Raw genomic sequence first — 24904 nt, 5'->3', positions numbered from 1 at the left:
CACGCTAGAGCTCCGTGCGTCGGGCGCGGAGAGCGCGGTCACGAGACGTCAGCGCGCGTCATCCGGAGTCATGTGATGTCACGGGCGGCAACCGGCGGGGCGCAGGAGCACGTTCTGCTCTTGGATGGGTCTGCCCGGAGACGGGTCTGTCGTCACCCGAGGAGGACCGATGTCGGAGACCGCTGCGACGCTCGCCCTGGCACCGCGCGAGAGCGCTCGGCTGGTGCGGCGCGTTCCGCTCACGGCGCCGACCTGGCGCTGGGAGCCGAGCGAGAGATGGCTGCGCGGCTGGGTCGGTGAGCTCGCCGTCGTCGACTCCCGTCGCCCGATCCTCGTCTGGGAACCCGACGCCAAGGTGCCCGAGTACGGGTTCCCGCTCGCCGACGTCCGCACCGACCTGCTCGTCCCCGGAGAGCCGCCCGCCGCCGCGTACTACCGACCGCGTCTGCCCGCCCGGCGCTGGTTCGACCTCGTCGTGAGCGGCCGACGTATTCCGTCGGCCGCATGGACCTGGGACGTCGACGAGCTCGACGGCTTCCTCGCCGTCACCTGGTTCCCGGGCGTGCTGGATCGATGGACCGAGGAGGAGGACCGCGTGTTCGCGCATCCGCGCGACCCGCGCAACCGCGTCGACGCGCTGTCCTCCACGCGGCACGTGGTGGTCCGTGACGGCGACCGCGTGCTCGCCGATTCGCGGCATCCGGTCATCGTCTACGAGACCGGGCTCCCGGCCCGCTACTATCTGCCGGCCGAGGACGTCGACTTGTCCGCGCTGACGGAGATCGACGGCTGGAGCGAGTGCCCGTACAAGGGCGAGGCGAGCAGGTACTGGGCCACCGCCGACCGCCCCGACCGTGAGATCGCGTGGTCGTACCCGGCTCCGCTTCCGGTCATCGCGCCGATCGACGGCCGCATCGCCTTCTACTCGGAACGGCTCGACATCACCGTCGACGGCGTCGCGGTCGCCGGCCGTCGCGCGGGTCGGCCGTGACCGCCGCAGCGCGTCCGTGGGTGCCGGTCGTCGCCGTTGTCGTCTCGGTCGTGCTGTGGTCGACGACCTACGGGTTGAGCGCGATCGTGCTGGTCACCGCCTCTCCCGCCGTGCTCTCGGAACTGCGGCTCGTGCTCGCCGTCCCCCTCATGCTCGGACTGGTCATCCTCCTCCGCCCCCGGCTCGGACTCCCTGCCGTCACGCGCGCGCTGCGCCGACCGGCGACCGTGGTGCTCGCTCTCACCGGCGTCGCCCTGTTCTACCTGCCGAGCAACCTCGGGCTCGTCCTCTCCACCGCCGGCACGGCTTCGCTGATGTCGGCGTCCCTCCCCGTGCTGACCGCGCTGATCGCCTGGTGGCTGATCCGAGAGAGGATCACCGCTCGGGTGCTCGCGGGGCTCGCGATCACCACAGCCGGCATCGTCGTCGCGTCGGCCGGCGCCGTCGAGTTCGGCCCCGGCGCCCTGCTGCTCGTGCTGGGCCTCGCCTCCTACGCGCTCTACACGGTGCTGCTGCGGAGATCCGGCGTGCCGGCATCCGACCGCACGCCCACCCCGGCGGAACCGCCGACGGATGCCGTCGTGCTCGCGACCGCGACGGCGATCTGGGGCGCGCTGCTCCTGCTGCCGTGGTTCGCGTGGGAGGTGGCGAACGGCTCGGCGGCCTGGCCCTCCGACGGCCCGGGATGGGTCAGCATCCTGTTCCTGTCGCTCATCGTAACCGGCCCCACCATGGCGCTCTACAACTACGGCGCCGAGCGCGTGCCATCCGCCGTCGCGGGCACCGCCACCGGGGCCGTCCCCGCGCTCGGCTATGCGTTCGCCGTCGCGCTCGGCGAGCCTCCCGAGCCGATCAAGGTCGTGGGCGGCACGCTCGCCTTCCTCGGCATCCTGCTCGCCGCCCTGCCCGCGCCATCGGTCCGACCGGGGCGCGCGGTGAGCGAGCGGATGCCCGTCGGCTTCGCGGATCCCCGCGGAGAAGCAGCACCCCAGAGAGAAGGAGCAGTGACATGACAGATGCCGGAGTCCTGGATGCACCCGGAATCGCCACGGACGGCCTGGTGCACCTCGAACGCCATGAGGGCGTCGTGGAGGTGTGGAGCGGCGACCGGCGCATCGCCTCGAGCGCCCGCGCGATCGAGTTGCACGAGGTCGATGTGCCGACGCGACTGTACTTCCCGCGCGCCGATGTCGACCTCGCGCAGCTGCGCGCGATCGAGGGCACCACGTTCTGCCCGTTCAAGGGTGTGGCGAGTGAGTACTGGACCCTGACCGGCACCGACGACGACGCCCCCGCGGCGTGGTCGTACCCGGAGCCGATCAGCGCGTTCGCGCCCATCGCCGGGCACATCGCGTTCTACGACTCGCTCGACATCCGCGCCGTCGGCGAGCGGGCGTGACGCGATGACCAGCACGGGGACCGCGCCGCGACGTGCCGACCATCCGGCCGCCGATCCCGGCCCGGTCCCCGTGCGCATCCGGCACTCGAAGGGCGGCGGCGGCCTCGGCTTCTTCCAGACGACCGGGGATGTGAGCGCCTTCACCGCCGCATCTCTGTTCCAGCCCGACACCCGTGTCGACGTGGTCGTGCGGTTCTCCGCCACGGTGGGGTTCCGCGGCAGCCGGGAGGCATGGCGGGACCTGCGGGGCTTCGCCGTGAAGTTCCTCACCGACGACGGCGAGTACGACCTGGTCGGCAACAACTCCCCCGTGTTCTTCCTCCGCGACGAGGCCACGTTCGCCTCGCTCGTCGTGGCGCACAAGATGTACCGCGACGGGACGGTCTTCGACTACGACCGGCTGTGGGACTTCTGGACGACCCACCCCGAGACGGCGCATCAGGTCGCCTGGCTGCTGAGCGACCGCGGCATCCCCCGCTCCTGGCGACACCAGGACGGCTTCGGCTCGCACACCTATCAGTGGGTGAACGCTGCAGGCGAGCGCTTCTGGGTCAAGTACCATCTGCGCACGGATCAGGGCATCGCGTACCTGACCGACGAGCAGGCCGACGCGATCGCCGACACCGAGGTCGACCACCAGCGCGCCGATCTGCGCGCGGCGATCGACCGCGGCGAGAATCCGTCCTGGACGGTGTCGGTGCAGGTGATGCCCTACGAGGATGCGCGCACCGACGCGTTCAACGCCTTCGACCTGACGAAGGTCTGGCCCCGGGCCGAGTACCCGCTGATCGAGGTCGGGACGCTCGTGCTCGATCGCAACCCCGACGACGAGCTGGCCGAGATCGAGCAGGCCGCGTTCGCGCCCTCGAGCTTCGTGCCCGGGATCGGGCCGAGCCCCGACCCGATGCTGCTCTCCCGCATCGACGCCTATTGGCGCTTCCACCAGCACCGCGTCAAAGAGGGATACGCGAGGCGGGCGGCCGTGCCGTTCGCGCCGGTCGACGCCGGTTGGGACGAGGATCTCGCCCGACGCGCCCGGAGCTGGGATCCCGACGACGACTTCCGCCAGGCCGGCGACCTCGTGCGCCGGGTGCTCGACGACGCGGGGCGCGAGCGGCTGCGCGCGACCGTGGTCTCACAGCTCGCCGAGATCGTCGATCCGGCGATCCGCGAGCGCGCGCTGCTTTTCTGGGATCGCATCGATGCCGCGGAGGGTGCGGAGATCCGCTCGCAGGTGCAAGCCGTTCGCTGACCGCGCGCGGAGCCTCCCGATTCGCGCGCGGTCAGCGGGGCCTCACGCGGCGACGATCTCCGGGACGCTTCGCGCAGTGTCGCCGCGCAGGCTGCGAGCGGCATCCACGAGGGATGCCGAGTAGGGATGCCGGGGGTCGCCGAGCACGTCGTCGACCGCGCCGGTCTCGACGATGCGGCCGTGGTGCAGCACCGCGACACGGTGGGCGATGCGTCGCACCACCGCGAGATCGTGCGTGATGAACAGGTACGAGACGCCGGTGCGCTCCTGCAGCTCGATGAGCAGGTCGAGCACCTTCGCCTGCACGCTCACGTCCAGTGCGGAGGTCGGCTCGTCGCAGATCACGAGCGGGCTGCGTCCCGCGAACGCCCGGGCGATCGCGACGCGCTGCTTCTGGCCGCCGGAGAGCTCGTCGGGGAGCTTGTCGAGCACGTCCGGCCGGAGGCCGGTGGACAGCGCGAGCTCCTCCGGATCGGTCTCGCCGTGCAGCAGCTGGATCGAGCGGGCGAGAGTCTGGCGCACCGTCCGGCGCGGGTTCAGCGAAGCGTCGGGGCTCTGGAACACGAACTGCACGGGCACCCTCGACGCGGCATCCGTCTTCTCGAGCGTCACGGTCCCTTCCGCGCGAGCGAGGCCGGCGATCACGCGGCCGAGCGTCGTCTTGCCGCTCCCGGACTCGCCGACCAGACCGAGGACCTCTCCGCGGCCGATGTCGAGGTCGACGCCGTCGAGCGCGAGGGCCGAGCCGTAGCGCTTGGTCCCCCCGCGCACCGAGAGCAGGGTCTCGGCGTGCGACGAGACCCCCGGTCGTGAGGGCGCATCGAGAGGCGGGACCGCGTCGACGAGCAGCCGCGAGTAGGCATGCTGCGGTCGCTCGACCACGTCGCCCGCCTCGCCGTACTCGACGAGCTTCCCGCGCTCGAGCACGCCGATGCGCTCCGCATGGCTCGCGACGAGCGGGAGGTCATGGCTGATGAGCAGGGTCGCGAAACCGCGCTCGCGACGGAGCCGGCCCACGAGCGCGATCACCTCGGCCTCGACGCGACTGTCGAGGCCGGTCGTCGGCTCATCGAGGATCAGCAGCCGCGGGTCCGCAGCGAGCGCCATCGCGATCACGACGCGCTGCTGCTGCCCTCCGGAGAGCTCGTGCGGGAAGCGGTGCACGAGCTGCCCGGGGTCGGGCAGACCGACGTCGTCGAAGGCCGCGAGGGTCGCCTTCCGGGCGTCCGCCGCCCGCAGCCCCTGCAGTCGGTAGGTCTCGGCGACCTGGCTGCCGACCGTGCGGGTGGGGTTCAGCGCCCGGGACGGCTCCTGGTACACGAAGCCGATCCGCGTGCGCCGGTAGTCGCGCAGGGCGCGCGGGCCCAGGCTCAGCACATCGACGCCGTCGACCGTGAGGCGATCCGCGGCGATCACCGCTCCCGCGGGGAGGAAGCGTGCCAGCGCGAACGCGATCGTGCTCTTCCCGGAGCCGGACTCGCCGACCAGCCCCAGCGCTCCGTGGGGTGCCACGTCGAAGTCGACGCCGTCGACCGCGCGGTGCCGCTGACCGTCGACCTCGTAGTCCACGGTCAGCCCGCGGACGCTCACCAGGGGTTCAGTCATCGTCGGAAGACCTCTCGGAAGTTGTCGGCGATCAGGTTGAGGGAGACCACGAGCGAGGCGATCGCGAGCGTGGGGAACGCGAGTGTCCACCACGCGGCCTGCAGGTAGGTGCGGTTCTCGTTGACCGCGAGCCCCCAGTCCGGCGACGGGGGCGCGGAGGCGAGTCCGAGGAACGACAGCGACGACGAGATGAAGATCGCACCGGCGATGCTCAGCGTCGCCTGCACGAGGATCTGGGGCCACACGTTCGGCAGCAGCTCGCGGAAGACCAGCCGGACCGCGCTCTCGCCCTGGATGCGTGCGCTCGGAACGTACTGCTTGCCCATCTCGACGAGCACGGCCGCCCGCACGATCCGGGCGATGCCGGGAGCGAAGAGGATGCCGACGGCGATGATGATCGTGAGAGGGCTCCCGCCGAACGCGCCGACGATGACGAGCAGGAAGATCAGGGTCGGCAGCGTCAGGAAGATGTCGAAGCCGCGCATGAACAGCTGGTCGACCCAGCCGCGGCGGAAGCCGGCGATGAGTCCGAGGGTGGATCCCAGCGCGGTGGCGAGGGCGGCGCCGAACGGTCCGACCAGCAGAGCGGGTTCCGCGCCCGCCAGCACGCGCGCGAACACGTCGCGTCCGATCCGGTCGGTGCCGAACAGGTGCGCGGCGCTCGGCGGGGAGAGCCGTTCGCCGGTGTCGCCGAACGGGTCCAGGCCGAGCAGTCGCCAGCCGACGGCGGCGAAGACCCAGAACAGCACGATGACGGCGCTGATCGTGAAGCTCGGTCGCGCGATGAGCAGGCGCCAGCGACGGAGTCGCGATGATCCCGCCTTCGGCGTCACCACGAGCTCGGCGATCTCGGCATCCGGACGCGATGCGGCGATGGTCATCGTCATTCCCCCTCTTCGAAGCGGACACGGGGGTCGATCAGCACGAGCGCGATGTCGGTCAGGAGCAGGGCGAGCAGCGAGATCACGCCCGTCACCATCACGCCGGATTCGAGAAGGAAGATGTCCTTCTCGACCGTGGCGGAGACGAGCAGCGCACCGAGCCCCGGATACCCGAAGAGCGTCTCGACGATCGCGCTGCCTCCGAGGAGGCTGCCGAGGTAGATACCGAGCAGCGAGACCGTCGGGATCACGGCGTTGCGCGCGACGTGTCCCAGCGTGAGCTGCGGGCCGTGCAGTCCCTTGATGACGGCCGTGCGGTAGTACTGCGAATCGAGCGTCTCGAGGACGCCGGTGCGAGTCATCCGCGCCAGCACGGAGAGGTAGCCGAGCGCGAGCGTGACCGCCGGCAGCACGAGCGCGCGGAGCACGTCGCCGGGAGGGCCGTCGAGACTGATCGACGACTGGATGGGGAACCACCCGAGCGTCAGGCTGAACACGATCAGCAGCAGCACGCCGACGACGAACTCCGGCACCGAGGCGAGCGACATCAGCCCGACCGTGAGGGCACGGTCGGTGCGCGAGCCCTCCCGCCGCGCCTGGAGCGCGCCGAGCGCGAACGCCACCGGCACGAGGATCATGAACGCCACCGCCCCCAGGAAGAGGGAGTTGCCGAGCCGCTCGAGCACGAGCTCCCGCACGGGGGCGCCGTAGATGAGGCTCGTCCCCCAGTCGCCGGTGACGAAGCCGATCAGCCAGGAGAAGTAGCGCTCGATGACCGGTCCGGTCAGGCCGTGCGCCTCGTTCCAGGCCTGCACCTGCTCGGCCGTGGCGTACTGCCCGAGGGCATTGCGACCGGGGTCGCCGGGCACGATCTTGATGAGCCAGAACACCAGCACCGACACCACCAGCAGCACGAGGGGCACCTGGAGGAGACGCTGGCCGATCAGGCGCGGCACCTGGCTGTGCCGGGAGCGGAGGACCGCCAGCCCTCGTCGGGCGTTCGCCTGCGCCGAGGCAGGCGCATCCGACGAGAAGCCGACGGTCATCGCACTCACTTCCCTTCGACGGAGATGCCGGCGAAGTTGTAGCCGGACCAGAAGTCGATCGGGGCGATGAACTCGCCCGTCACCCGCTTGCTCTCCAGCACCTCGGAGCGCACCAGGGCGGGGATGATGGTCGGCACATCGGTCCACTGGATCTCGGAGATCTCGGTGAGGAGCTCCTGCCGCTCGGTCTCATCGGTCGTCGCGTCGAACGCGGTGACGAGTCGGGCCAGCTCCGGGTTGGCGTAGTGCGCCGCGTTCCAGGCGGCACCCTCGGCGTAGAACAGACCGTAGTACTGCGACGGCACGCGCTTGCCCCAGCTGGTCACCGTGAGCGGCGCATTGAGCCACGGGGAGTCGGCGCCCTCGGCGTAGTACTGCTCGTCCGAGAGGATCTCGAGCTCGACGTCGAACCCGTCGACCGCGTTGAGCTGCTGCTGCAGCACCTCGCCGAACAGCTGGAACGAGGTCGTGATCGTGAACGACACCGTGCGCCCGTCGAGCAGGTCGGCGACCTTCTCGAGATCCTGCTCGCGCTGCGGGATGCCCTCCGGCTGCGGCAGGTAGTCCGGCAGCACGGGGTAGTCGTTGCCGACCGCGGCGGTTCCGCCGTAGACGTTGTCGACGATGCCCTGTCGGTCGACGGCCCACGCGAGCGCCTCGCGGATCGTGGGGTCGTCGAAGGGCGCCTTCGTGACATCGAGATGGATGCCGTAGAAGTAGCTGTAGCCGCTGGAGAGGGTGTCGTAGTCGTCGACGTCGACGGTCGCGAGCACATCGGGGGTGACCGAGATGCGATCGATGTCGCCGGCCTGGAACGCGAGCACCGACGCCTGCGGATCCTTGTAGATCTTCAGCTCGATGCCGTCGAGCTGAATCTCGTCGGCGTTCCAGTAGTCGGGGTTCTTCACGTAGGTGACGCTCTGCCCCACCTCGTAGTCCTCGAGCAGGAACTGCCCGGCTCCGACCGGCGCGTCGAGCCATGTGCCGGGCTCGTAGTCGGCGGGGAGGATGCCGGTGTTGTTGCCGGCGAGCAGACGGGGGAAGTCGGAGAACGGACGGGCGAGCGTGAACGCGACCTGGCCCTCCCCGGCATCCGACGCGGAATCGAGGATGCCGGCGAACGCGCTCTTCGCCGGCGAGATGCTGTCGTCGCCGATGATCGCGTCGAACGTCGCCACCACGTCGGCGGCCGTGACCGGGGAGCCGTCGTTGAACAGCGCACCGTCGCGGAGCGTGAAGGTCCAGGTGAGACCGTCCTCTGATGCCGACCATTCCGTGGCGAGGCGGGGCAGCGCCTCGCCGTCGGCCGTGAAGCTGACGAGCTGCTCGGTGACGAGGCCGGCGATCAGCTGCGCGTCGCTGTCAGCGACGGTGAGCGGATCGATCTCGGCTCCGGGCTCGGTGATGCCGATGCGATAGACGGCTTCTGCGGCTCCGTCGGCGCCGTCACCCGAGGCCGAGGAGGTCGCGCAGCCGGTGAGGGCCAGCAGGGTCGCGCTGACCGTCGCGACGAGCGCGAGCGCGCCTCGTCGTCGGGCGGGCGGAGAGGTGAGAAGGGTCATGTGCGGTGTCCTCGGGTATCTGTACGGGTGCTGTCACTGCGGCAGGAGTTCCGCGACGTCCACCTGGACGCGCTCGGAGTAGAAGGCGACGTACCCGGCGATGGACTCCAGGTAGTCGAACGGGGTCGGGTACGACCAGGCGATGTCGGTGGCCGGGTCGGTCCGGAGGGCCCAGTAGTCGTCCGCATCGCCCTTGACCGGACAGTGGCTGCGGGACTCGGTCGGCTGCAGCAGATCCCAGATGACGTCTTCACGAGGCAGGTAGTAGCGATCGGCATGCTTCGTCTCGTGCAGCACGATGGCGCGTGTCGAGTCCGCGATCACCTGGTCGCTGGCGGTGACGCGCACCCGGTGAGCGGCGGGTTCCGTGGTGACGCGGTGCGTGCTCTCGGCGGTGGTGAGGGACATGGATGCTCCTTCGTCGTTCGTGGGTACGCCCATATAAGCGCCACCGCCGCAGACGGCGAAGGGAGGTTCCGCACCGTGACGACACATGTCGTCGCGTGTCGGAACAGACGCTCCGCATGCCTGACCGATGGCCGCGCGTCAAGTCCCTTGGACGCACGTCGCTTTCGCGTCAGGCTCGGAACGTTCGAACCCCCAGGAGCCTGATCATGACCCTTTCCACCCTCTCCCCCGACACCGCTCTCGCCTTCGCGGACCGCGGGCCGCTCAGCCACGCGATCCTGTCGCGGCTCACCGGCGGCGAGGACTCGGGCGGCTTCGACACCTCCGCCCTCGCGATGGATGCCGTCGCCGCGACCGCCGATATCGTGCACGACGACGACATCCAGCTCGCCCTCTTCCTCCTCTACTCCTCCGCGTACGGCTCTCTTCCCGAGCTCGATGCCGACCTGGAGTGGGATCCGGCACTCCTCACGACCCGTCGCATCCTGGAGGACGCGTTCGAGCGCGCACTGCGTGAGATGGTCCCGATGCCGGAGATCCCGGAGCCGACGGTGGATGCCGTCGGGCGGGCGCTGTTCGCCCTCGCCGCGGCCGACACGGGCCCCAGCCTGTCGCGCTACTTCGCGAGGAAGGCGACCACGCAGCAGGCCGAGGAGATGCTCCGGCAGCGCTCGATCTACACGCTGCGCGAAGCAGACCCGCACTCCTGGGCGATCCCGCGGCTCGAGGGCCGAGCCAAGGCCGCGCTCGTCGAGATCCAGTCCGACGAGTACGGCGGCGGGCGCCCCCATCGCGTGCACGCGGTGCTCTTCGCGAACGCGATGCGGGCGGCGGGTCTCGATGCCGCCTACGGCGCCTATGTCGACGAGGTCCCGGCGCTCACCCTCGCGTCGTTCAACATGATGTCGATGTTCGGGCTCAACCGCCGCCTGGTCGGCGCGGTCGTCGGTCACCTCGCCGCGTTCGAGATGACCTCGTCGATCCCCTGCCGGCTCTACGCCGACGGCCTGCGCCGACTCGGCTTCGACCAGGACGTCGTGGAGTACTTCGACGAGCACATCGAAGCGGATGCCGTGCACGAGCAGATCGCCGCGCGCGACCTGGCGGGCGGTCTGGCCGAGGACCGGCCGGAGCTGCTCGCCGACATCATGTTCGGCGCCGCCGCATGCCTCACGGTCGACGGCTGGTCGGGCGCGCACATGCTGGACGCGTGGTCGGCCGGCGAGTCCTCTCTGCGGAGAGCGGCGACGTCATGAGCGCTGACGTCGAACCGACGACGATCACCCCGTACCCCGACGGCCCGCTGCTGGTTCGGGGCGAGATCGAGCTGCGCACGCCGGAGGGCGAGCTCATCCGCCCGCATCGCCGCACGATGGCGCTGTGCCGGTGCGGACTGTCGGTCATCAAGCCGTTCTGCGACGGCACGCACAAGGCCGCGGGGTTCCGGACCGACGACTGATCCTCTCGACGCCGGGCCGGCTCCGTCAGACGGCTCCGTCAGGCGGCCCCGTCAGGCGGCTCCGTCAGGCGGCTTCGTCAGGCGGCTGCGTCAGGCGGTGGCGAGGTGTCTCAGGGCGCGCGGACGCGGTGCGCGCCAGCGCCCGAGAGGGTCCCACCAGGCGGGTCCACGGATCTCGGGGACGCCGTCGTTCATCCTGATCTCCCACCCGGACCAGTCCAGCGATCGGTGGTGCCACCAGCACAGCGGGACACCGTTGTCGGTATGTGTCGGACCGCCGCGGGCGTGCTCGGTGACATGGTGGATCTCGCACCACGACGCGGGCACGTGGCAGCCGGGGATGAGGCACTCCCTGTCACGGGCGATGATCGCTCGCCGTTGATGCACGGTGAACACCCGATCGGTCACGCTGATGCCCACGATCCTGCCCTCGTCGAACAGCACCCGCTGGATCGCGCCGGTGCAGGCGGTGTGCGCGGCCACATGCAGCGGGACCGGGGACTCCGACCCGGCCATCGTCGCCCACCCGCGCCCTGCGGCGAGGTCTTTCGCGTCGACGTGGACGACCAGGGTCGGGGATGCTCCACCCAGCGTGGGCGTGTCGGCGTGGCGCGCGGCGATGCCCAGCGCGGCGGCGAGGGCATCGTGCCGCTTCTGCGCGGAACTGCGCCGATCGAACGGCTCGTCGCCGTCAGGCGCATCCGCATCCGCGCCCGCGCCCGCGCCGGCGCTTTCGCTGTCGCCGCCGCATTCGCCGCCGCATTCGGCGTCGCTGTCGCCGCCGCTGTCGCTACCACTTGCGCTTTCGCTGTCTTCGAACTGCACTCCGGGCTTCGGGGGTCCGTCGGTCTTCGGGTTGCACTGCGCGTCGAACACCGCCTGCATCTGGGCTGCGACATCCGGGAGGATGTTCCCGCGGATCGCGTGGAGGCCGTTGCGAAGGCGGCCGATCGTGAAGAACCGCTGGTTCTGCGCACTCCGATCCGAAGGCTCCGGCCCGTCGGGGTCCATCGCCGCGGCGATCATCTGCGCGTACTGTCGCAGGTCCTCCGGTGTCGCCGGCGGACCTGGCTCGTCAGTGCCCTCGGCCGCCTCGGCTTCGGCGCCCGCATCCACGTCAACGGGGTCAACCGGGTCATCGAACATCGTGCGGTACCCGCGGGCGCAGGCCGCCAACAGGGCATCCGCCTCGAGGACCGTCTCCCGCCCGACCTTGTGCGCCGCCTTGTCGATCGGCCCCACCGCCGCCAGGAGACCTGCGACACCGATCACCCCGTCGAGCATCGCCTCTCGCAACGCCGGAAACCTCGCCTGCAGCCGCTCCCCGGAACTGACGCTGATCTGCCGCCGCACGGCATCCGCGGTCTTCCCGACCCGCGTCGCGCCCGCCACATCCGTCCGCAGCACCCGCTGCAGCAGCTCGTTCTGCCCACGGCATCCGAACGTGTGCGAGAAGTCCGCGTGTGCGGACGCGGTCGTCTCCACCACCACGGCCTCGACCCGCCGGAATGCGTCTCCCGCGACGCGCAGCACGTCCATCCGCTTTTCATCCGGCAACCCCGCCAGCACGTCCGCGGACAGCACCGCATCGAGGTCGGCGATGACCCGATCCAGGAGTTCCTTGGTGCTGTTCATACCCCCAGTCAACCCGGGGCCACCGACATTCAGACCCCGAGAATCACCAGCTCAACGGCTAAATCTGATATTCCGGCATACGTTGCACCGGCGAGAGCGCCTCACCCCGACCCCGCCTGCGACGGCGCGCAACAGACCGCGGAACCCATGCTCGCCACCCACTCGATCTTGCAGGATATTTCTGGGCTAGCTATCGTTAGAGAAATTCTTTCGAAGGAGCTGCGATGACGCCCGCCCGATTCCCACTGGACCCCCGATTCCCTGCACCCGCCGACCAGGAGGATGCCGTCGTCCTCTGGTGGCTCGGCCAGGCGGGGTTCGCGATCCGCTCCGGCGACGAGCTCCTGTTCATCGATCCGTATCTGAGCGACGTGCTCGCCGACAAGTACCGCGGCCGGATCTTCCCGCACAGCCGGATGCATCCGAGCCCCGTGAACCCCTCAGACGTCACCGGACTCTCCCTGGTGCTGTGCACGCACGGGCACACGGACCACATGGATCTCGGGTCCATCCCCTACCTGCAGAGCGCGAGCGACCCGCTCTTCGTCGTCCCCCGCTCCGAAGCGGTGAAGGGCGTCGCGCGCGGCATCCCGGCACAGCGGCTGCTGGGTCTCGACGCCGGTGAGTCGTTCCGCAGCCGCGGCGGCATCACGGTGACCGCCGTCCCCGCCGCGCACGAGGAGCTCACGGCCGACGACCACGCGCAGAACCTGTTCCTCGGCTACGTCATCGAGGTCGGCTCCGTGCGGATCTACCACTCCGGCGACTGCGCCCCGTACCGCGGCCAGGCCGACATCGTCCGCGCCCTGGACGTCGACGTCGCCCTCCTGCCCGTGAACGGCCGCGATCCGCATCGCCGCGACCACGGCGTTCCGGGGAACTTCACGCTGGAGGAGGCGGTGGCGCTCTGCCGCGACGCCGGCATCCCCTCCCTGGTCTGCCACCACTGGGGTCTGTTCGAGTTCAACTCCGCCGACCCCGTCGACCTCGCCCAGCGGCTGTCCGACGTGGATGACATCGCCTGGCGCATCCCCGAACTCGGCGTGCCGTTCATCGCGGTGGGAGCGTCAGCATGACCTCCACCTTCTGGTTCTTCGGCGTCTCCACGGCCGAGTCCGCGATGCAGCGGATTTATCCGCTGTGGATGGACGAGCTCGGCATCCGATCCACGCTCGTCGGCGTCGACTTCCCCCTCGATGCTCCTGCCGCCGAGTATCGGGCCGCCGTCGAGCGCGTGATCGCGGAGCCCGGTTCGATCGGCGGACTCATCACGACGCACAAGCTCAACGTGCTCGCGGCGGCCCGCGATCTGTTCGCGGACCTCGACGACTCGGCCCGCCTGCTGCACGAGGTGAGCTGCCTGGCGATGCGCGACGGCGAGCTTCATGGCGCGGCCCTCGACGACCGCACGAGCCGACGCGCCCTCGAGGCGCTGATCCCCGACGGCCACTGGGACCGCGGCGGAGAGCTCCTACTCCTCGGCGCGGGAGGCGCGTCGATCGCGACGACGCTGGGCCTGCACCGGGCGGCCGCCGAAGGCCTGCCGGTCCCGTCGCGCATCCACGTCACCGCGCGCTCCCCGCAGCGGCTCGAGGAGATGCGCGCGCTGCACGAGCAGATCGGCTTCCCCATCCCCGTCGTCCCGCTTGTCACGGCCGACCCCAGCGAGGCGGATGCCGTCGTCGCCGCCCTGCCCCCGGCATCCGTCCTCGTCAATGCGACGGGCATGGGCAAGGATCGACCGGGCTCTCCGCTCACCGACGACGTCGACTACCCGCTCGGTTCGATCATCTGGGACATGAACTACCGCGGACCGAGGCTGTTCCTCACCCAGGCCGAAGCCCGACGGACGGAGCGCGAACTCATCGTCGAGGACGGCTGGGACTACTTCGTCCACTCCTGGACCTCGGTGGTCGCGGAGGTGCACGGGATCGACATCCCCGCCCGCGGCGAGCTCTTCGATCGCCTCTCGCAGATCGCCCGCTCCACGATCGCATAAGAGGAGGGGCGGCGGGATCCCGCCGCCCCTCCTCCGGGCCTCGTGTGCTCCCGTGCGCCTACACGCCGCCGTCGTAGCGCGAGGTGCTGTCGTAGTAGCCGCTCGGGAAGTACAGGCTCGGGATGCCGAACTCCCCGTACATGTCGATGATCTTGCGGTTGTCGTCGATGCCGAGGATCGGCTCGATGCCCCACGCGAGCATCCGCCCGATCTCGATCCGCTTGTAGTCAACGGCGACGGTGGCGTCGTCGTCCTCCTGCGGCGGCCGGCACACGAGCAGGTCGAAGCGGAGCCCCTGCGCGGCGAGCCACTCCCGGGTCACGATCGCGACCTCGTCGACCCGGGCGGTGAGGATGATGATCGTCACATCGTCGCGCATGCACGACAGCAGGGCGCTCCCCGCCTCGATCACGGCATCCGCGTGGACATCGCGATAGAACGACTCCCAGTCGGGCGTCTCACGGTGCAGGAAGTGCTGCCGGTGCATCGCATCCGCGAGCACACCGTCGAGATCGAAGACGACCGCCGGGCCGGGGCGCACCTCGGTGGCGGCATGCCAGTGCGCGTGCGGGAGGGTCGCGGCGGTCATGCGAGAGCCTCCCGCGCGACGGCGGCGATGCCGGGCGCGTCCAGCCGGTAGTGGGCGTAGAGATGCGTCGGCGGCGCGATGAGACTGTACTCATCGTGGATGCCGTGGCGTACGAGCCGGGCACGTGAGGGCGTCTCCGCCATGACCTCGGCGACCGCGGCACCCAGGCCCCCGAGGACGTTGTGCTCCTCCACGGTGAGCACGACCCCGCTGCGCCCGGCGGCGGCGCGGACGAGCTCGTCGTCGAGCGGCTTGATCGTCGGCATGTCGATGACTCCCACCGAGAGCCCCTCGGCCCGGAGTTCCTCGGCCGCGGCGAGCGCCGGGTGCACCTGCGTGCCGCACGCGATGATCGTGAGGTCGGTCCCGGTCGCGTGCTCGATGCCCTTCCCGAACTCGAAGACCACGTCATCGCCGTACACCTGCGGATCGCGGCCGCGGCTGGTGCGGAAGTAGATCGGCTCCGGCCAGTCCGCCGACGCCCTGATCGCCGCGCGGAGCTGCGGTCCGTCGGCGGGCGAGACGATCGTGAGCCCGGCGATGGCGCGCAGCGCCGAGATGTCCTCGGTGGCGTGATGGCTGGTTCCGTAGAAGCCGAGCGCGATGCCGGTGTGATGCCCGATGAGGCGCACGGGGAGCTGGGTGTAGGCGACGTCCATGCGGATCTGCTCGCAGCACAGCAGCGCGAGGAACGACGCGAAGGTCGCCACGAACGGCACGGCGCCGGTCGTGGCGAGCCCCGCCGCGGCCGAGACCATGTTCTGCTCGGAGATCCCGAACTGGACGAAGCGATCCGGATGCCGCTGCGCGAACTTGACGAGCCCGTTCGAGTACTGCAGGTCGGCGGTGCCGGCGACGACGGGCACTCCCGCCTCGACGAGGTCGAGCAGACCGTCGGAGAGGTGGTCGAGGCCCGGGTTCTGCGCGTTGATGCTCCGGTACTGCCAGGAGCCCTGGGCCAACTGCGGCGCGCTCATGCCCGACCCCCTTCCAGGATCTCGGCGACGGCTCTCTCGGCATCGGCGGGCATGAGGTATCCGAGGTGCCATCCGGGCTCCTCCTCCATGTACGACACTCCCTTTCCCTTCTTCGTCTGCGCGATGACGCAGCTGGGCGCTGCACCGTCGGGGCGCTCCGCCAGCGCGAGCAGCAGATCGCGCACGGCGGCCGCGTCGTGGCCGTCGACCTCGTGGACGTTCCAGCCGAACGCGCGCCACTTGTCGGCGAGCGGTTCGATGCCGATCACGTCATCGACGCTGCCGTCGAGCTGGAAGCCGTTGCGGTCGACGATGGCGACGAGCTTTCCGAGCCGGTGGTGGGCGGCGCCGAGCGCGGCCTCCCAGACCTGGCCCTCCTGCATCTCGCCGTCGCCGAGCATGACGAAGACGCTGAAGTCGCGCCCTGCCATCCGGCCGCCGAGCGCCATGCCGAGCCCGTTCGACAGCGCGTGGCCGATCGACCCCGAGCTGAAGTCGATCCCGGGCACCTTGGTCATGTCCGGGTGGTCGCCCAGCGGGCTGCCGAGGCGCGTGTAGCCGTCGAGGACCTCGGTCGGGAAGTACCCGAGGTCGGCCAGGATCGGGAAGAGACCGACGGCGGCATGCCCCTTGCCCATCAGGAATCGGTCGCGGTCGGGCCAGTCGGGGCGAGCGGCATCCGTGCGCATCACGCCGTAGTAGAGCGCGGCGAAGATCTCGGCGGCCGAGAAGACAGAGCTGTAGTGTCCGACCTTCGCGATCTCGATGAGGCGGATCGTCTCGGTCCGCACGAAGGCGGCTCGATCGGCCAGGAGAGCGGCGTCGGCGGTGGGTCGGTCGGGTGTGAGCGTCGTCGATGAGGGCACGGGAGACATGCTCATTGAAATTTCCCCCGGTGTCAAGCTACGGTCGAATAAATTTCGATACGTCAGGAGAAGATATGTCCAGCACGCCCCTCACCGAACCGCTCGCCGTGATCACCGGAGGAGGCACCGGCATCGGCCGGGCAGTCGCAGACCTGTTGGTGGAGCGCGGCTGGCGCATCGTGGCGCTGGGCCTCGACGCCGACGCAGACCTCCCCGACGGCATCACGTTCCGCCGCTGCGACGTCAGCGACGGCGCGGCGCTCGAGGAGTCGCTCGCCGACGTCGGGCCGGTCAGCGCCCTGGTGACCTGCGCGGCCGTACTGCGCGACGACGAGTGGCAGCCCGACCAGTTCGACGCGGTGCTCGGAGTGAACGTCACGGGTGTGCTCGCGGTCGGCGAGCTGCTCCGCTCACGCCTCGCGGATGCCGGCGGATCGATCGTGAACTTCGCCTCGATGTGGAGCTACTTCGGCTCGGCGAACTCCCCCGCCTACGCGGCGTCGAAGGGTGCCGTCGTCGCGCTCACCCGCTCGCAGGCTGTGGCTTACGCTCCGGAGGGCATCCGCGTGAACGCCGTGGCTCCGGGCTGGATCGCGACGCCGATGTCGCGTCGCGCACGCGACGACGCCGAGCGCTTCGAGCGCATCAGCGCGCGCATCCCGCTCGCGCGCTGGGGCGAGGCCGACGACGTGGCGCGCGCGATCGGCTTCCTCGTCTCCCGCGACGCCGCCTACATCACCGGCACGGTCCTCAACGTCGACGGCGGCTACTCGATCGGCTGAAACACCACCAGCGTGCGGGCGCCGACCCCGGCCTCGAGGTCGGCGATCCCGTCGTTGATCTCGTCGAGCGGGATCCGCCGACCGGCGAGCGCGTCGAGCTCGAGCCGCCCGGCGAGGTACTCCTCGACGAGCCGCGGCAGATCCTTCTGCGGCTCGAGGGATCCCGCGCGCACGCCCTGCACGCCCTTGCCCGCGTGCAGATGCCCGGCCGGGAAGGCGATCTCGGCCTCGTCGCCGAACACGCCGACCGCCCAGACCGACCCGCCGCGGGCCGTCGCGTCGAGGGCGAGCCCGATCAGGCCCGGAACGCCGACCGCCTCGAACACGTGATCGGCACCGCCGTCCGTCAGTGCGCGCACAGCGGCCGCGGCATCCGCCACCACCGAGGTGTTGATCCCGTGGGTCGCGCCGAACCGCTCCTGGGCGAGACGCAGGCGCTCATCGCTGCGGTCGATCGCGATCACGGTCGCCGCCCCGGCGAGCGCCGCGCCCTGGCAGACGTTCAGCCCGACACCGCCGGCGCCGATCACGACCACGTGGTCGCCCTCGGAGACTCCGGCGACCTTCCGCGCCGAGCCGACCCCCGTCGCGACGGCGCACCCGAGCATCGCCGCGAGGTCGAGCGGCATCCGGCGGTCGATGACCGTCACCGCGTTCCGGTGCAGGACCATCTCCTCCGCGAATCCGGCGATGTTGGTCCACTGCTGCACCTCGGCCCCGTGCTGCGACAGCCGCGGCTCCGCACCGCGACCGCGCATCGTCGCCTCCCGGTCCTGGCACATGGCCGGCTTCCCCGCACGGCACATGCGGCACGCGCCGCAGAACACGACGAAGCACGCGATGACGTGATCTCCGACAGCCACGTCCGCCACGGCGGACCCCACCTCGCTGACGATGCCGGAGGCCTCGTGGCCGAGCACGATCGGCATGGGCCGCGCGACGCGACCGTCGATCACATGGAGGTCGGAGTGACAGAGCCCGACGGCGGCCGTCGCGACGCGCACCTCGTGCGGCTCGAGGACGGCAGGCGTCTCGACATCCTCGATCCGCAGCGGCTCATGGGGGCTGAACAGGACGGCGGCGCGCATGGATGCTCCATTCGGTAAATATTTCTCTGATTCACTTGCTTTCAGAATAAACTTCGGTCACTCTAGTCACGGGCATGATGCCCGGTCAACACACGACGAAGTGGAACCGGTTCGAGGATGAACAAGACACACGTGATGGCGCTCGACGCCGGCACCGGCAGCGTTCGCGCGATTCTCTTCAGAGATGACGGGTCCATCGAGCACATCGCGCAGGAGGAGTTCGAGCAGCACTACCCCGCCCCCGGCTGGGCGGAGCACGACGCCGAGGTGATCTGGGAGTCCCAGCTCCGGGTCGCGCACCGGGTGCTGTCCGACTCGGGAGTGCCGGCCGAGGCCGTCGCGGCGATCGGCATCACCAATCAGCGCGAGACCTGCGTCATCTGGGACCGCGTGACAGGAGAGCCCGTCCACAACGCCCTCGTGTGGCAGGACGGCCGCACCGCCGAGTTCTGCGACGTGCTGCGCGCGGACGGTCATGCCGAGTACATCCGCGAATCGACCGGGCTGCCGATCGACACCTACTTCTCCGGCACGAAGATCCGCTGGCTCCTCGAGAACGTCCCCGGCGTGCGCGAACGGGCCGAGGCCGGCGACCTGCTGTGCGGGACCATCGACTCCTGGCTCATCTGGAAGCTGACCGACGGCGCCGCGCACGTGACCGACTACTCCAACGCCTCCCGCACGATGTGCTTCAACATCCGGGAGCTCACGTGGGACCAGAAGATCCTCGACATTCTCGACATCCCGCGCGGCATCCTGCCCGAGGTACGTCCCTCGAGCGAGGTGTACGGCACGACGGGCGCGACGGCGGGATTCGGAACGGCCATCCCGGTCGCCTCCGCCACCGGCGATCAGCAGGGCGCCCTCTTCGGACAGGCGTGCTTCACGCCCGGGGCCGTGAAGGCCACGTACGGCACGGGCGGCTCGGTGATGATGAACACCGGAACGACGCCGGTCCACTCCGAGGCGGGTCTGATCACGACGATCGCGTGGGGACTCGACGGCCGCGTCGAGTACGCGCTGGAGGGCGTGTTCTTCGGCGTCGGGGTGACCATCAAATGGCTCCGCGACGAACTCCGCATCATCGACGACGTCGAGGAGACCGCGGCGATCGCGGCATCCGTCCCCGACACCGGCGGGGTCTATCTCGTGCCCGCCTTCACGGGTCTCGCCTCACCCTATTGGGATCAGTACGCGCGTGCCGCCGTGTTCGGCATCACCCCCGGCACGGGTCGCGCGCAGCTGGTGCGCGCGGCACTGGAGTCGATGAGCTACTCCTATCGCGACGTCATCGACGCCATGACCGCGGAGTCGGGCACGCCGCTCCCCGAGCTGCGGGTCGACGGCGGCGCGGTGGCCAACGACTTCCACCTGCAGTTCCAGGCCGATCAGCTCGGCGTGCCGGTGCACCGTCCGCGTGTGACCGAGTCGACCGCCCGCGGCGCCGCGTTCCTCGCGGGCCTCGCGGTGGGATTCTGGGCCTCGCAGGACGAGCTGCGCGCCTCGATCGAGATCGAGCGCACGTTCGAGCCGCAGATGGATGCCGAGACGCGCGAGCGCCTCTACGCCGGGTGGACGAAGGCCGTGTCGCGGTCGCTCGACTGGACCGACCACTGAGCGCCCCACGATCCCGGAACGGGGCGGGCGGTGTCAGTCGCCGCCGCTCCCCCGCGTCGGCTTGATCGCCGACAGGTAGCTCTCCTGCAGATAGTCGGCCGTCTCCTCGAAGAAGCGCGTGGCGTATGTCGCGTACAGCACATCGATCGCCAGCAGCTGACCCCACTTCGCGGTGACCGACTCGCCGTAGACGTCGGAGCTCGCGACGGTGCCGGCGGTGAGGAGCACATCGTCGACCACCGACGCCAGCGCGGAGTCCACGTTCGAGGTGACCCCGAGCACGTAGGCGCCGTGGAACTTCGCGATCTGGGCCGACGAGACGACCGAGGTCGAGTCGCCGGAGTCGCTGATCGCGATCAGCACATCTCCTTCGCGCAGCGTCGCGCTGCCCATGGTCTGCACGCTCTGATCGCGGAAGAAGTGGCAGCGCTTGCCCGCGCGGACGAAGCGCATCATCGCACTCTCGGCCGCGGTCGCCGACGACCCCATCGCGGCGAAGTAGACGGCCGACGCGTCGTGGATGCGGTCGACCGCGGCGCTCATGATCTCAGGGTCGAGCCGCTCCGTCGTGCGCGTCAGCGACTCGAAGCTGCCGTGCAGCACCTTCTCGACGATCTGCTCGCTGCTGTCACCCTTGAGCACGCCCTCGTACACCCAGTTGGTGCGCTGCTCAGTCGAGACGGGACGCGAGTAGATCGCCTGCGCGATGCCGAGCCGCAGCTGGTTGTACCCGTCGAGCTGGAGCTCGCGGAGGAACCGCGACACCGTGGAGTCCGCGACGCCCGCTCGCCCGGCGAGCTCGGTGATCGACAGGGCCTGCGCCTCTTCGGGATCCGCGAGGATCACATCGGCGACGCCGCGCAGGGCCGGGCTCATCGCTCCGGCGCGACGGGAGATCTGGTGGAGGAGATTCCCTCCCGTGTCCTGGTCAGTCACGTGTGGAGTCTAGACGGTCGTCCGGCCGTTCCCATGGCAGCGCTCCGGGGCTCCGGGCGTCAGCTCTGCCAGCGCGGGTTGTCCTGCAGCGTGGGCACCCCGTCGCGATCGACGACGATCTTGCGGAAGCCCTTCGTCTCGATCGTGCCGTAGTCGTGCCCCGCGTCCCCGGGGAACGCGAAGAAGGTGATCAGCGGCTCGGTGGCCGAGGTGTTGATGCTGCGATGCGCGTAGCGGCCGGGCACGTACACCGAACGACCGGCCCGGAACTCCTCGACCTGCACGTCACCCTCGGGACTCTCCATCAGCATGAGGCCCTCGCCCGAGAGGCACAGATAGATCTCCGCGGCCTCGAGGCGGGTGTGGAAGTGCCCCTTGGTCATGAAGTACTCGTCGCCGACGCGACCGGGGTAGGTGATGCTCGTCCCGTAGGCGATCTCGGTCTCGAGCGCGGGAACGCCCATGTCGTAGAACTCGTAGCTGAGCACGTCGTCCGCGGCGACGGCGGCCTCGAACGCCGCCGCGTCCGCGTACATGCCGGCCATCGCCGACAGCGGGCGACGCAGCGACGGGGTGCCGTCGGCGAGTCCGGTGGTCAGGTCGAACCGGGTGACGACGGATCGGGTGGTGGGAGTGAGGGATGCGGTGCTCATGCGTGGTCCTTCTCTGTGTCGTTTCTTGTCTGTGTCTTCTTCGGGCGTGGCGCCGCTAGGCGCGCGCGATGCGGGAGAGCTCGTCGAATGCGGGACCGGATGTCGGGATGGCGATGTCGAAGACCTGCGCGATCACGCGCGTCCACCCGTGGAGGAAGTAGAACCACCCGTCGACGGCGCGGATGCCGCGATCGGCCTGCGACCGCGCCTGGTCGAGGAACACGAGGTCGCCGCGGTAGTTGAAGTCCCAGGCGACGGCGCCGTCGGGGAACCGCGCCGCGTCCGTGAGAGGGGAGCCCGGCCGATCCTTGCCCAGTCCGGTCGCGTTGATGACCGTGGAACGCGGGGCCATGGTCGCGAGAGCGGCGTCGTTGACCGTCGGCTCCGGCGCCACCACGTACTCGATCGGCAGCGCGAACCCGATCCGCTCGTGGAACGCGCGCATCTCGTCGATGCGTCCGGGGCGCCGGTTGGTCACGACGATCCGACGCGGTGCCCCGCCGCCCGCCCGGTGCTTCCGGTGCAGGTGCAGCGTGAGGGCGAGCGAGGACCCGCCGGCGCCGAGCAGGAGCACCTCTTCGTCGGCCTCGCCGACGATGGCGTCGTACGCCAGACCGCTCGTGACGTCGTCCATCGCGTGGCCGAGGAGGCGCCCGTCGCGCTTCGAGATGCTGCTGATCTCGTCGAGCTGCGCGGCCGACTCCCCGATCTCGTCGAACAGGTCACGGCTCGCCTGGAACAGGTTCAGCTTGTGCGTCGTGACCAGGGCGCCGAGCGAGAGCGGGTCGTCCGTGAAGAACCGGACGACGCGGCGGTACGTCTCGGGGTCGGCATCCAGCGGCACATCGATGCCGACGATGCGCGACGGGATGCCGAGATGCGCGGCCCACCGCGGGAAGACCTCCATGATCGACGACGCCCCGGTCGTGACGCCGACGAAGGCGAACGTCGGCTCCGTCGCGGGCACGAGCGTGTCGGGGGTGTAGACCTCCGCGGTCATCGCGCGTCTCCTCGGTCGAAGGTGATCAGCGACTTCATGCCGACTCCGGAGCGCGAGTGCTCCATCGCCGCCTCGATGTCGTCGAGGGCGAATCGCGCGGTGATGATCGGCGTGAGATCCACATCGCTCTCCGCGATGATGCCGATGACGTCGCCGTAGTCGGTCACGCTCGACCCCGTCGTCCCGGTGAGGGTCTGCTCCTGGTAGTGGAGCGCGTTCACGTCGATCGCGGGCCTGGCCTGATCGCCGAGTCCGGAGAACACGTTGATCCGTCCGAGGCGTCCGGCGAGGTCGGTCGTCGAGGCGATCACGTCGGGCTTGGAGACGCAGGTGATGACGACATCCACGCCCTCGCCTCCGGTCAGCGCCATGACCTCCTCGTGCAGGTCCTGTTCCGACACGTTGATGAGATGGTCGGCTCCCAGCCGGCCGGCGATGTCGAGCCGCGGCTGTCGGGTGTTGGCCACGATCACCTGACGGGCGCCGGCCCGCTTCGCGAGCACGGTGTGGAAGCATCCGATGGGGCCCGCGCCGATGATGAGCACCGAGTCCTCGGGTGAGACCTCGACCTTGCGCTGACCGTGGAGGCAGCAGGACATCGGCTCCATGATCGCGGCGATCTCGTCGCCCACGGCATCCGGGACGTGGAAGAGGTTCCCGCGTTCGATCGCCACCGCCGGGACGAGCATGTACTCCTCGAACCCGCCGTTCAGCGTGATGCCGAACGCGTCGTACGTCGGGCACAGCTGGTTCAGCCCGCGGCGGCACATGGCGCAGACGCCGCAGCCGACGTTCGGAGCGACGCTGACCCGGTCGCCGACCGCGAAGCCGCGGACATCCGCCCCCGCCTCGACGATCCGACCCGTGAGCTCGTGCCCGAGCACGCGGCGCGTGCCCTCGGGGATGCGGAAGTGCCCGTGCTTCATGATGCGCAGGTCGGTGCCGCAGATGCTGGCCGCCCTCACCTCGACCAGCACGTCGCCGGGGCCCACCTCGGGCACCGGGATGTCCGTGACCTCGATGCGTCCCGGTCCCAGGAACACCGCGGCCTTCATCGCCGCGCCAATCGTGCGGAGAGGGATCCGCTGAGTGCGGCGTCCGCCTCGGCGACGGCCTCGTCGGAGACCGCGAAGATCGTCTTGTTCGACCATGCTCCGCGGTCGGCGAGGCGGGTGAAGACCTCCTGCGCGTCGTCGATGCGCTCGACGTGGCTCACGAGCCCGTCGACGATGAGCGACCGGCCGAGGCAGGCCACCACCATCTCCCAGTCGTTCGTCACCCGGGGCGTGATGACGGCGTTCCATGTTCCGCGCAGCACGAGCTCCCGGCGCAGCACGCGGGAGACGAGCTCCTTCGGCAGTGCGACGTCGTCGGCGAGGTCGCCGAGCAGGACGACCTGTCCGCGGTGCGCCGCCGCGCGGATCGCCTGGAGGAACGTCACGGAGATACCGGAGGCCTCGACGGCGATGTCGACGCCGCGGCCGGCGGTCGCCGCCGTCGCGAGCTCGTCGGACGGCGCCGTCGACGCGTCGAGCGTCTCGAAGCCGAGGCTCTCGGCGATCTCGCGCTTGCGCGCATCGACATCCGCCACGAGCACGCGCACGACGCCGAGGATGCGCAGCCACTGCGCGGCGAGGATGCCGATCGGCCCTGCGCCGATGACGAGCGCCGTCGCGTTCGGGGGGACCACGGCCTTGCGGACGGCATGCAGGGCCACCCCCGCCGGCTCCACCATCGCACCGTCGATCAGAGAGGTGCCGGGACGCAGTGGGATCAGGTTGCGCTCGGGCACCCGCAGATACTCCTCGAGTCCGCCGTCGCGCCGGGAGCCGAAGTAGTCGTAGCGATCGGCGAGCGCGTACTCGCCGATCTCGCTCATCGGGTCCGAGGGCTCGGGGATGCACGGGAAGATCGCGACGCGATCGCCGGCCTTGAGCACTCCCGACGGGGAGTCCTCGACCAGGGTGCCCGACATCTCGTGGCCGAGCACCCGCGGGAAGCCGTATCCCTTGCCGATGCCGAAGCGGAGGACGTCGGACCCGCAGACGCCCACCGCCCCGATCCGCACGAGGACCGAGTCGACGCCGACGGGCTCCGGCACGGGCACATCGAGGACGGCGATGTCGCGGATGCCGCGCAGAACTGCAGCCTTCACGATC

General features: G+C 70.1%; 25 protein-coding genes. 10 read left to right on the top strand and 15 right to left on the bottom strand.

Annotated features, from left to right (window positions below; genetic code table 11):
• The first annotated feature begins 169 nt into the window (after window positions 1-169).
• The 4 genes from MRBLWH11_RS09070 to MRBLWH11_RS09055 are packed head-to-tail and all read left to right on the top strand — an operon-like array spanning window position 170 to window position 3642.
• Window positions 170-991, top strand: coding sequence for a DUF427 domain-containing protein (locus tag MRBLWH11_RS09070; RefSeq protein ID WP_341947633.1), 822 nt, complete (start codon window positions 170-172; stop codon window positions 989-991).
• Entirely contained in the window at window positions 988-2004 is a 1017-nt protein-coding gene (locus MRBLWH11_RS09065) for an EamA family transporter (protein ID WP_341947632.1), read from the top strand. Before MRBLWH11_RS09070 ends, MRBLWH11_RS09065 begins: the two co-directional genes overlap by 4 nt.
• Complete coding sequence (locus MRBLWH11_RS09060) at window positions 2001-2390, top strand: DUF427 domain-containing protein (RefSeq protein ID WP_341947631.1); 390 nt, start codon at window positions 2001-2003, stop codon at window positions 2388-2390. The genes MRBLWH11_RS09065 and MRBLWH11_RS09060 overlap by 4 nt, the downstream gene beginning before the upstream one ends.
• Window positions 2391-2394: 4 nt before the next feature.
• Window positions 2395-3642 carry a catalase gene (locus tag MRBLWH11_RS09055; RefSeq protein WP_341947630.1) on the top strand — a complete coding sequence of 416 codons (1248 nt, stop codon included), beginning with the start codon at window positions 2395-2397 and terminating at the stop codon, window positions 3640-3642.
• A 42-nt stretch (window positions 3643-3684) separates the two neighbouring features.
• Here MRBLWH11_RS09055 and MRBLWH11_RS09050 read toward each other — a convergent pair whose 3' ends face one another.
• From MRBLWH11_RS09050 to MRBLWH11_RS09030, 5 genes are read right to left on the bottom strand one after another with little or no spacing between them, the layout of a single operon-like run.
• Window positions 3685-5247: an ABC transporter ATP-binding protein gene (locus tag MRBLWH11_RS09050; protein ID WP_341947629.1), complete on the bottom strand. Its 1563-nt coding sequence runs from the start codon at window positions 5245-5247 to the stop codon at window positions 3685-3687.
• Window positions 5244-6128, bottom strand: coding sequence for an ABC transporter permease (locus MRBLWH11_RS09045; protein WP_341947628.1), 885 nt, complete (start codon window positions 6126-6128; stop codon window positions 5244-5246). Before MRBLWH11_RS09045 ends, MRBLWH11_RS09050 begins: the two co-directional genes overlap by 4 nt.
• A gap of 2 nt (window positions 6129-6130) precedes the next feature.
• Entirely contained in the window at window positions 6131-7174 is a 1044-nt protein-coding gene (locus MRBLWH11_RS09040) for an ABC transporter permease (RefSeq protein ID WP_341947627.1), read from the bottom strand.
• Window positions 7175-7179: 5 nt separating this feature from the next.
• Entirely contained in the window at window positions 7180-8736 is a 1557-nt protein-coding gene (locus tag MRBLWH11_RS09035) for an ABC transporter substrate-binding protein (RefSeq protein ID WP_341947626.1), read from the bottom strand.
• 33 nt (window positions 8737-8769) lie between these two features.
• A complete protein-coding gene (locus MRBLWH11_RS09030; RefSeq protein ID WP_341947625.1) occupies window positions 8770-9144 on the bottom strand; it encodes a DUF427 domain-containing protein in 375 nt (124 codons plus the stop codon).
• 206 nt (window positions 9145-9350) lie between these two features.
• Between MRBLWH11_RS09030 and MRBLWH11_RS09025 the strand changes: the two genes are divergently transcribed.
• Together MRBLWH11_RS09025 and MRBLWH11_RS09020 are read left to right on the top strand one after the other, a co-directional pair.
• On the top strand, window positions 9351-10400 hold the full coding sequence (locus MRBLWH11_RS09025) for an iron-containing redox enzyme family protein (RefSeq protein WP_341947624.1): 1050 nt from the start codon (window positions 9351-9353) through the stop codon (window positions 10398-10400).
• On the top strand, window positions 10397-10603 hold the full coding sequence (locus MRBLWH11_RS09020) for a CDGSH iron-sulfur domain-containing protein (protein WP_116635537.1): 207 nt from the start codon (window positions 10397-10399) through the stop codon (window positions 10601-10603). The genes MRBLWH11_RS09025 and MRBLWH11_RS09020 overlap by 4 nt, the downstream gene beginning before the upstream one ends.
• A gap of 90 nt (window positions 10604-10693) precedes the next feature.
• On the opposite strand, the gene MRBLWH11_RS09015 is transcribed toward MRBLWH11_RS09020, so the two are convergent.
• Window positions 10694-12238, bottom strand: coding sequence for a DUF222 domain-containing protein (locus MRBLWH11_RS09015; protein WP_341947623.1), 1545 nt, complete (start codon window positions 12236-12238; stop codon window positions 10694-10696).
• 224 nt (window positions 12239-12462) lie between these two features.
• Between MRBLWH11_RS09015 and MRBLWH11_RS09010 the strand changes: the two genes are divergently transcribed.
• Window positions 12463-13314: an MBL fold metallo-hydrolase gene (locus MRBLWH11_RS09010; RefSeq protein WP_341947622.1), complete on the top strand. Its 852-nt coding sequence runs from the start codon at window positions 12463-12465 to the stop codon at window positions 13312-13314.
• Complete coding sequence (locus MRBLWH11_RS09005; RefSeq protein ID WP_341947621.1) at window positions 13311-14237, top strand: shikimate dehydrogenase; 927 nt, start codon at window positions 13311-13313, stop codon at window positions 14235-14237. The genes MRBLWH11_RS09010 and MRBLWH11_RS09005 overlap by 4 nt, the downstream gene beginning before the upstream one ends.
• Before the next feature lie 58 nt (window positions 14238-14295).
• On the opposite strand, the gene MRBLWH11_RS09000 is transcribed toward MRBLWH11_RS09005, so the two are convergent.
• The 3 genes from MRBLWH11_RS09000 to MRBLWH11_RS08990 are packed head-to-tail and all read right to left on the bottom strand — an operon-like array spanning window position 14296 to window position 16669.
• Complete coding sequence (locus tag MRBLWH11_RS09000) at window positions 14296-14826, bottom strand: hypothetical protein (RefSeq protein ID WP_341947620.1); 531 nt, start codon at window positions 14824-14826, stop codon at window positions 14296-14298.
• The gene (locus tag MRBLWH11_RS08995) at window positions 14823-15803 is read right to left on the bottom strand and encodes a transketolase C-terminal domain-containing protein (RefSeq protein WP_341947619.1); all 981 of its coding nucleotides are present in this window, start codon (window positions 15801-15803) and stop codon (window positions 14823-14825) included. Before MRBLWH11_RS08995 ends, MRBLWH11_RS09000 begins: the two co-directional genes overlap by 4 nt.
• Entirely contained in the window at window positions 15800-16669 is an 870-nt protein-coding gene (locus tag MRBLWH11_RS08990) for a transketolase (protein WP_341947618.1), read from the bottom strand. Before MRBLWH11_RS08990 ends, MRBLWH11_RS08995 begins: the two co-directional genes overlap by 4 nt.
• A 74-nt stretch (window positions 16670-16743) precedes the next feature.
• On the opposite strand from MRBLWH11_RS08990, the gene MRBLWH11_RS08985 reads away from it, so the two are divergent.
• Window positions 16744-17451, top strand: a complete 708-nt coding sequence (locus tag MRBLWH11_RS08985) for an SDR family oxidoreductase (protein ID WP_341947617.1) — start codon at window positions 16744-16746, stop codon at window positions 17449-17451.
• Here MRBLWH11_RS08985 and MRBLWH11_RS08980 read toward each other — a convergent pair.
• The gene (locus MRBLWH11_RS08980; RefSeq protein ID WP_341947616.1) at window positions 17436-18539 is read right to left on the bottom strand and encodes an alcohol dehydrogenase catalytic domain-containing protein; all 1104 of its coding nucleotides are present in this window, start codon (window positions 18537-18539) and stop codon (window positions 17436-17438) included. The two genes, MRBLWH11_RS08985 and MRBLWH11_RS08980, sit on opposite strands and share 16 nt — an antisense overlap.
• 117 nt (window positions 18540-18656) lie before the next feature.
• Between MRBLWH11_RS08980 and glpK the strand changes: the two genes are divergently transcribed.
• Entirely contained in the window at window positions 18657-20156 is a 1500-nt protein-coding gene (gene glpK / locus MRBLWH11_RS08975; RefSeq protein WP_341947615.1) for a glycerol kinase GlpK, read from the top strand.
• Between the two features lie 33 nt (window positions 20157-20189).
• Here glpK and MRBLWH11_RS08970 read toward each other — a convergent pair whose 3' ends face one another.
• Genes MRBLWH11_RS08970 through MRBLWH11_RS08950 form a run of 5 tightly spaced genes read right to left on the bottom strand, consistent with a single transcriptional unit; the run spans window position 20190 to window position 24900 of the window.
• On the bottom strand, window positions 20190-21092 hold the full coding sequence (locus MRBLWH11_RS08970) for a MurR/RpiR family transcriptional regulator (protein WP_207769963.1): 903 nt from the start codon (window positions 21090-21092) through the stop codon (window positions 20190-20192).
• Between the two features lie 59 nt (window positions 21093-21151).
• On the bottom strand, window positions 21152-21745 hold the full coding sequence (locus MRBLWH11_RS08965) for a glucose-6-phosphate isomerase family protein (protein ID WP_116635521.1): 594 nt from the start codon (window positions 21743-21745) through the stop codon (window positions 21152-21154).
• 55 nt (window positions 21746-21800) lie between these two features.
• Entirely contained in the window at window positions 21801-22745 is a 945-nt protein-coding gene (locus MRBLWH11_RS08960; RefSeq protein ID WP_341947614.1) for a shikimate dehydrogenase, read from the bottom strand.
• Window positions 22742-23800, bottom strand: coding sequence for a zinc-dependent dehydrogenase (locus tag MRBLWH11_RS08955; RefSeq protein ID WP_341947613.1), 1059 nt, complete (start codon window positions 23798-23800; stop codon window positions 22742-22744). The genes MRBLWH11_RS08960 and MRBLWH11_RS08955 overlap by 4 nt, the downstream gene beginning before the upstream one ends.
• Entirely contained in the window at window positions 23797-24900 is a 1104-nt protein-coding gene (locus tag MRBLWH11_RS08950) for a galactitol-1-phosphate 5-dehydrogenase (protein WP_341947612.1), read from the bottom strand. The genes MRBLWH11_RS08955 and MRBLWH11_RS08950 overlap by 4 nt, the downstream gene beginning before the upstream one ends.
• Window positions 24901-24904: the final 4 nt, after the last annotated feature.

It is taken from the genome of Microbacterium sp. LWH11-1.2, from assembly GCF_038397745.1.
GTDB lineage: Bacteria > Actinomycetota > Actinomycetes > Actinomycetales > Microbacteriaceae > Microbacterium.
Note: the sequence above shows the minus strand (reverse complement) of the source record. Positions and strands in the feature narration are given on the sequence as shown.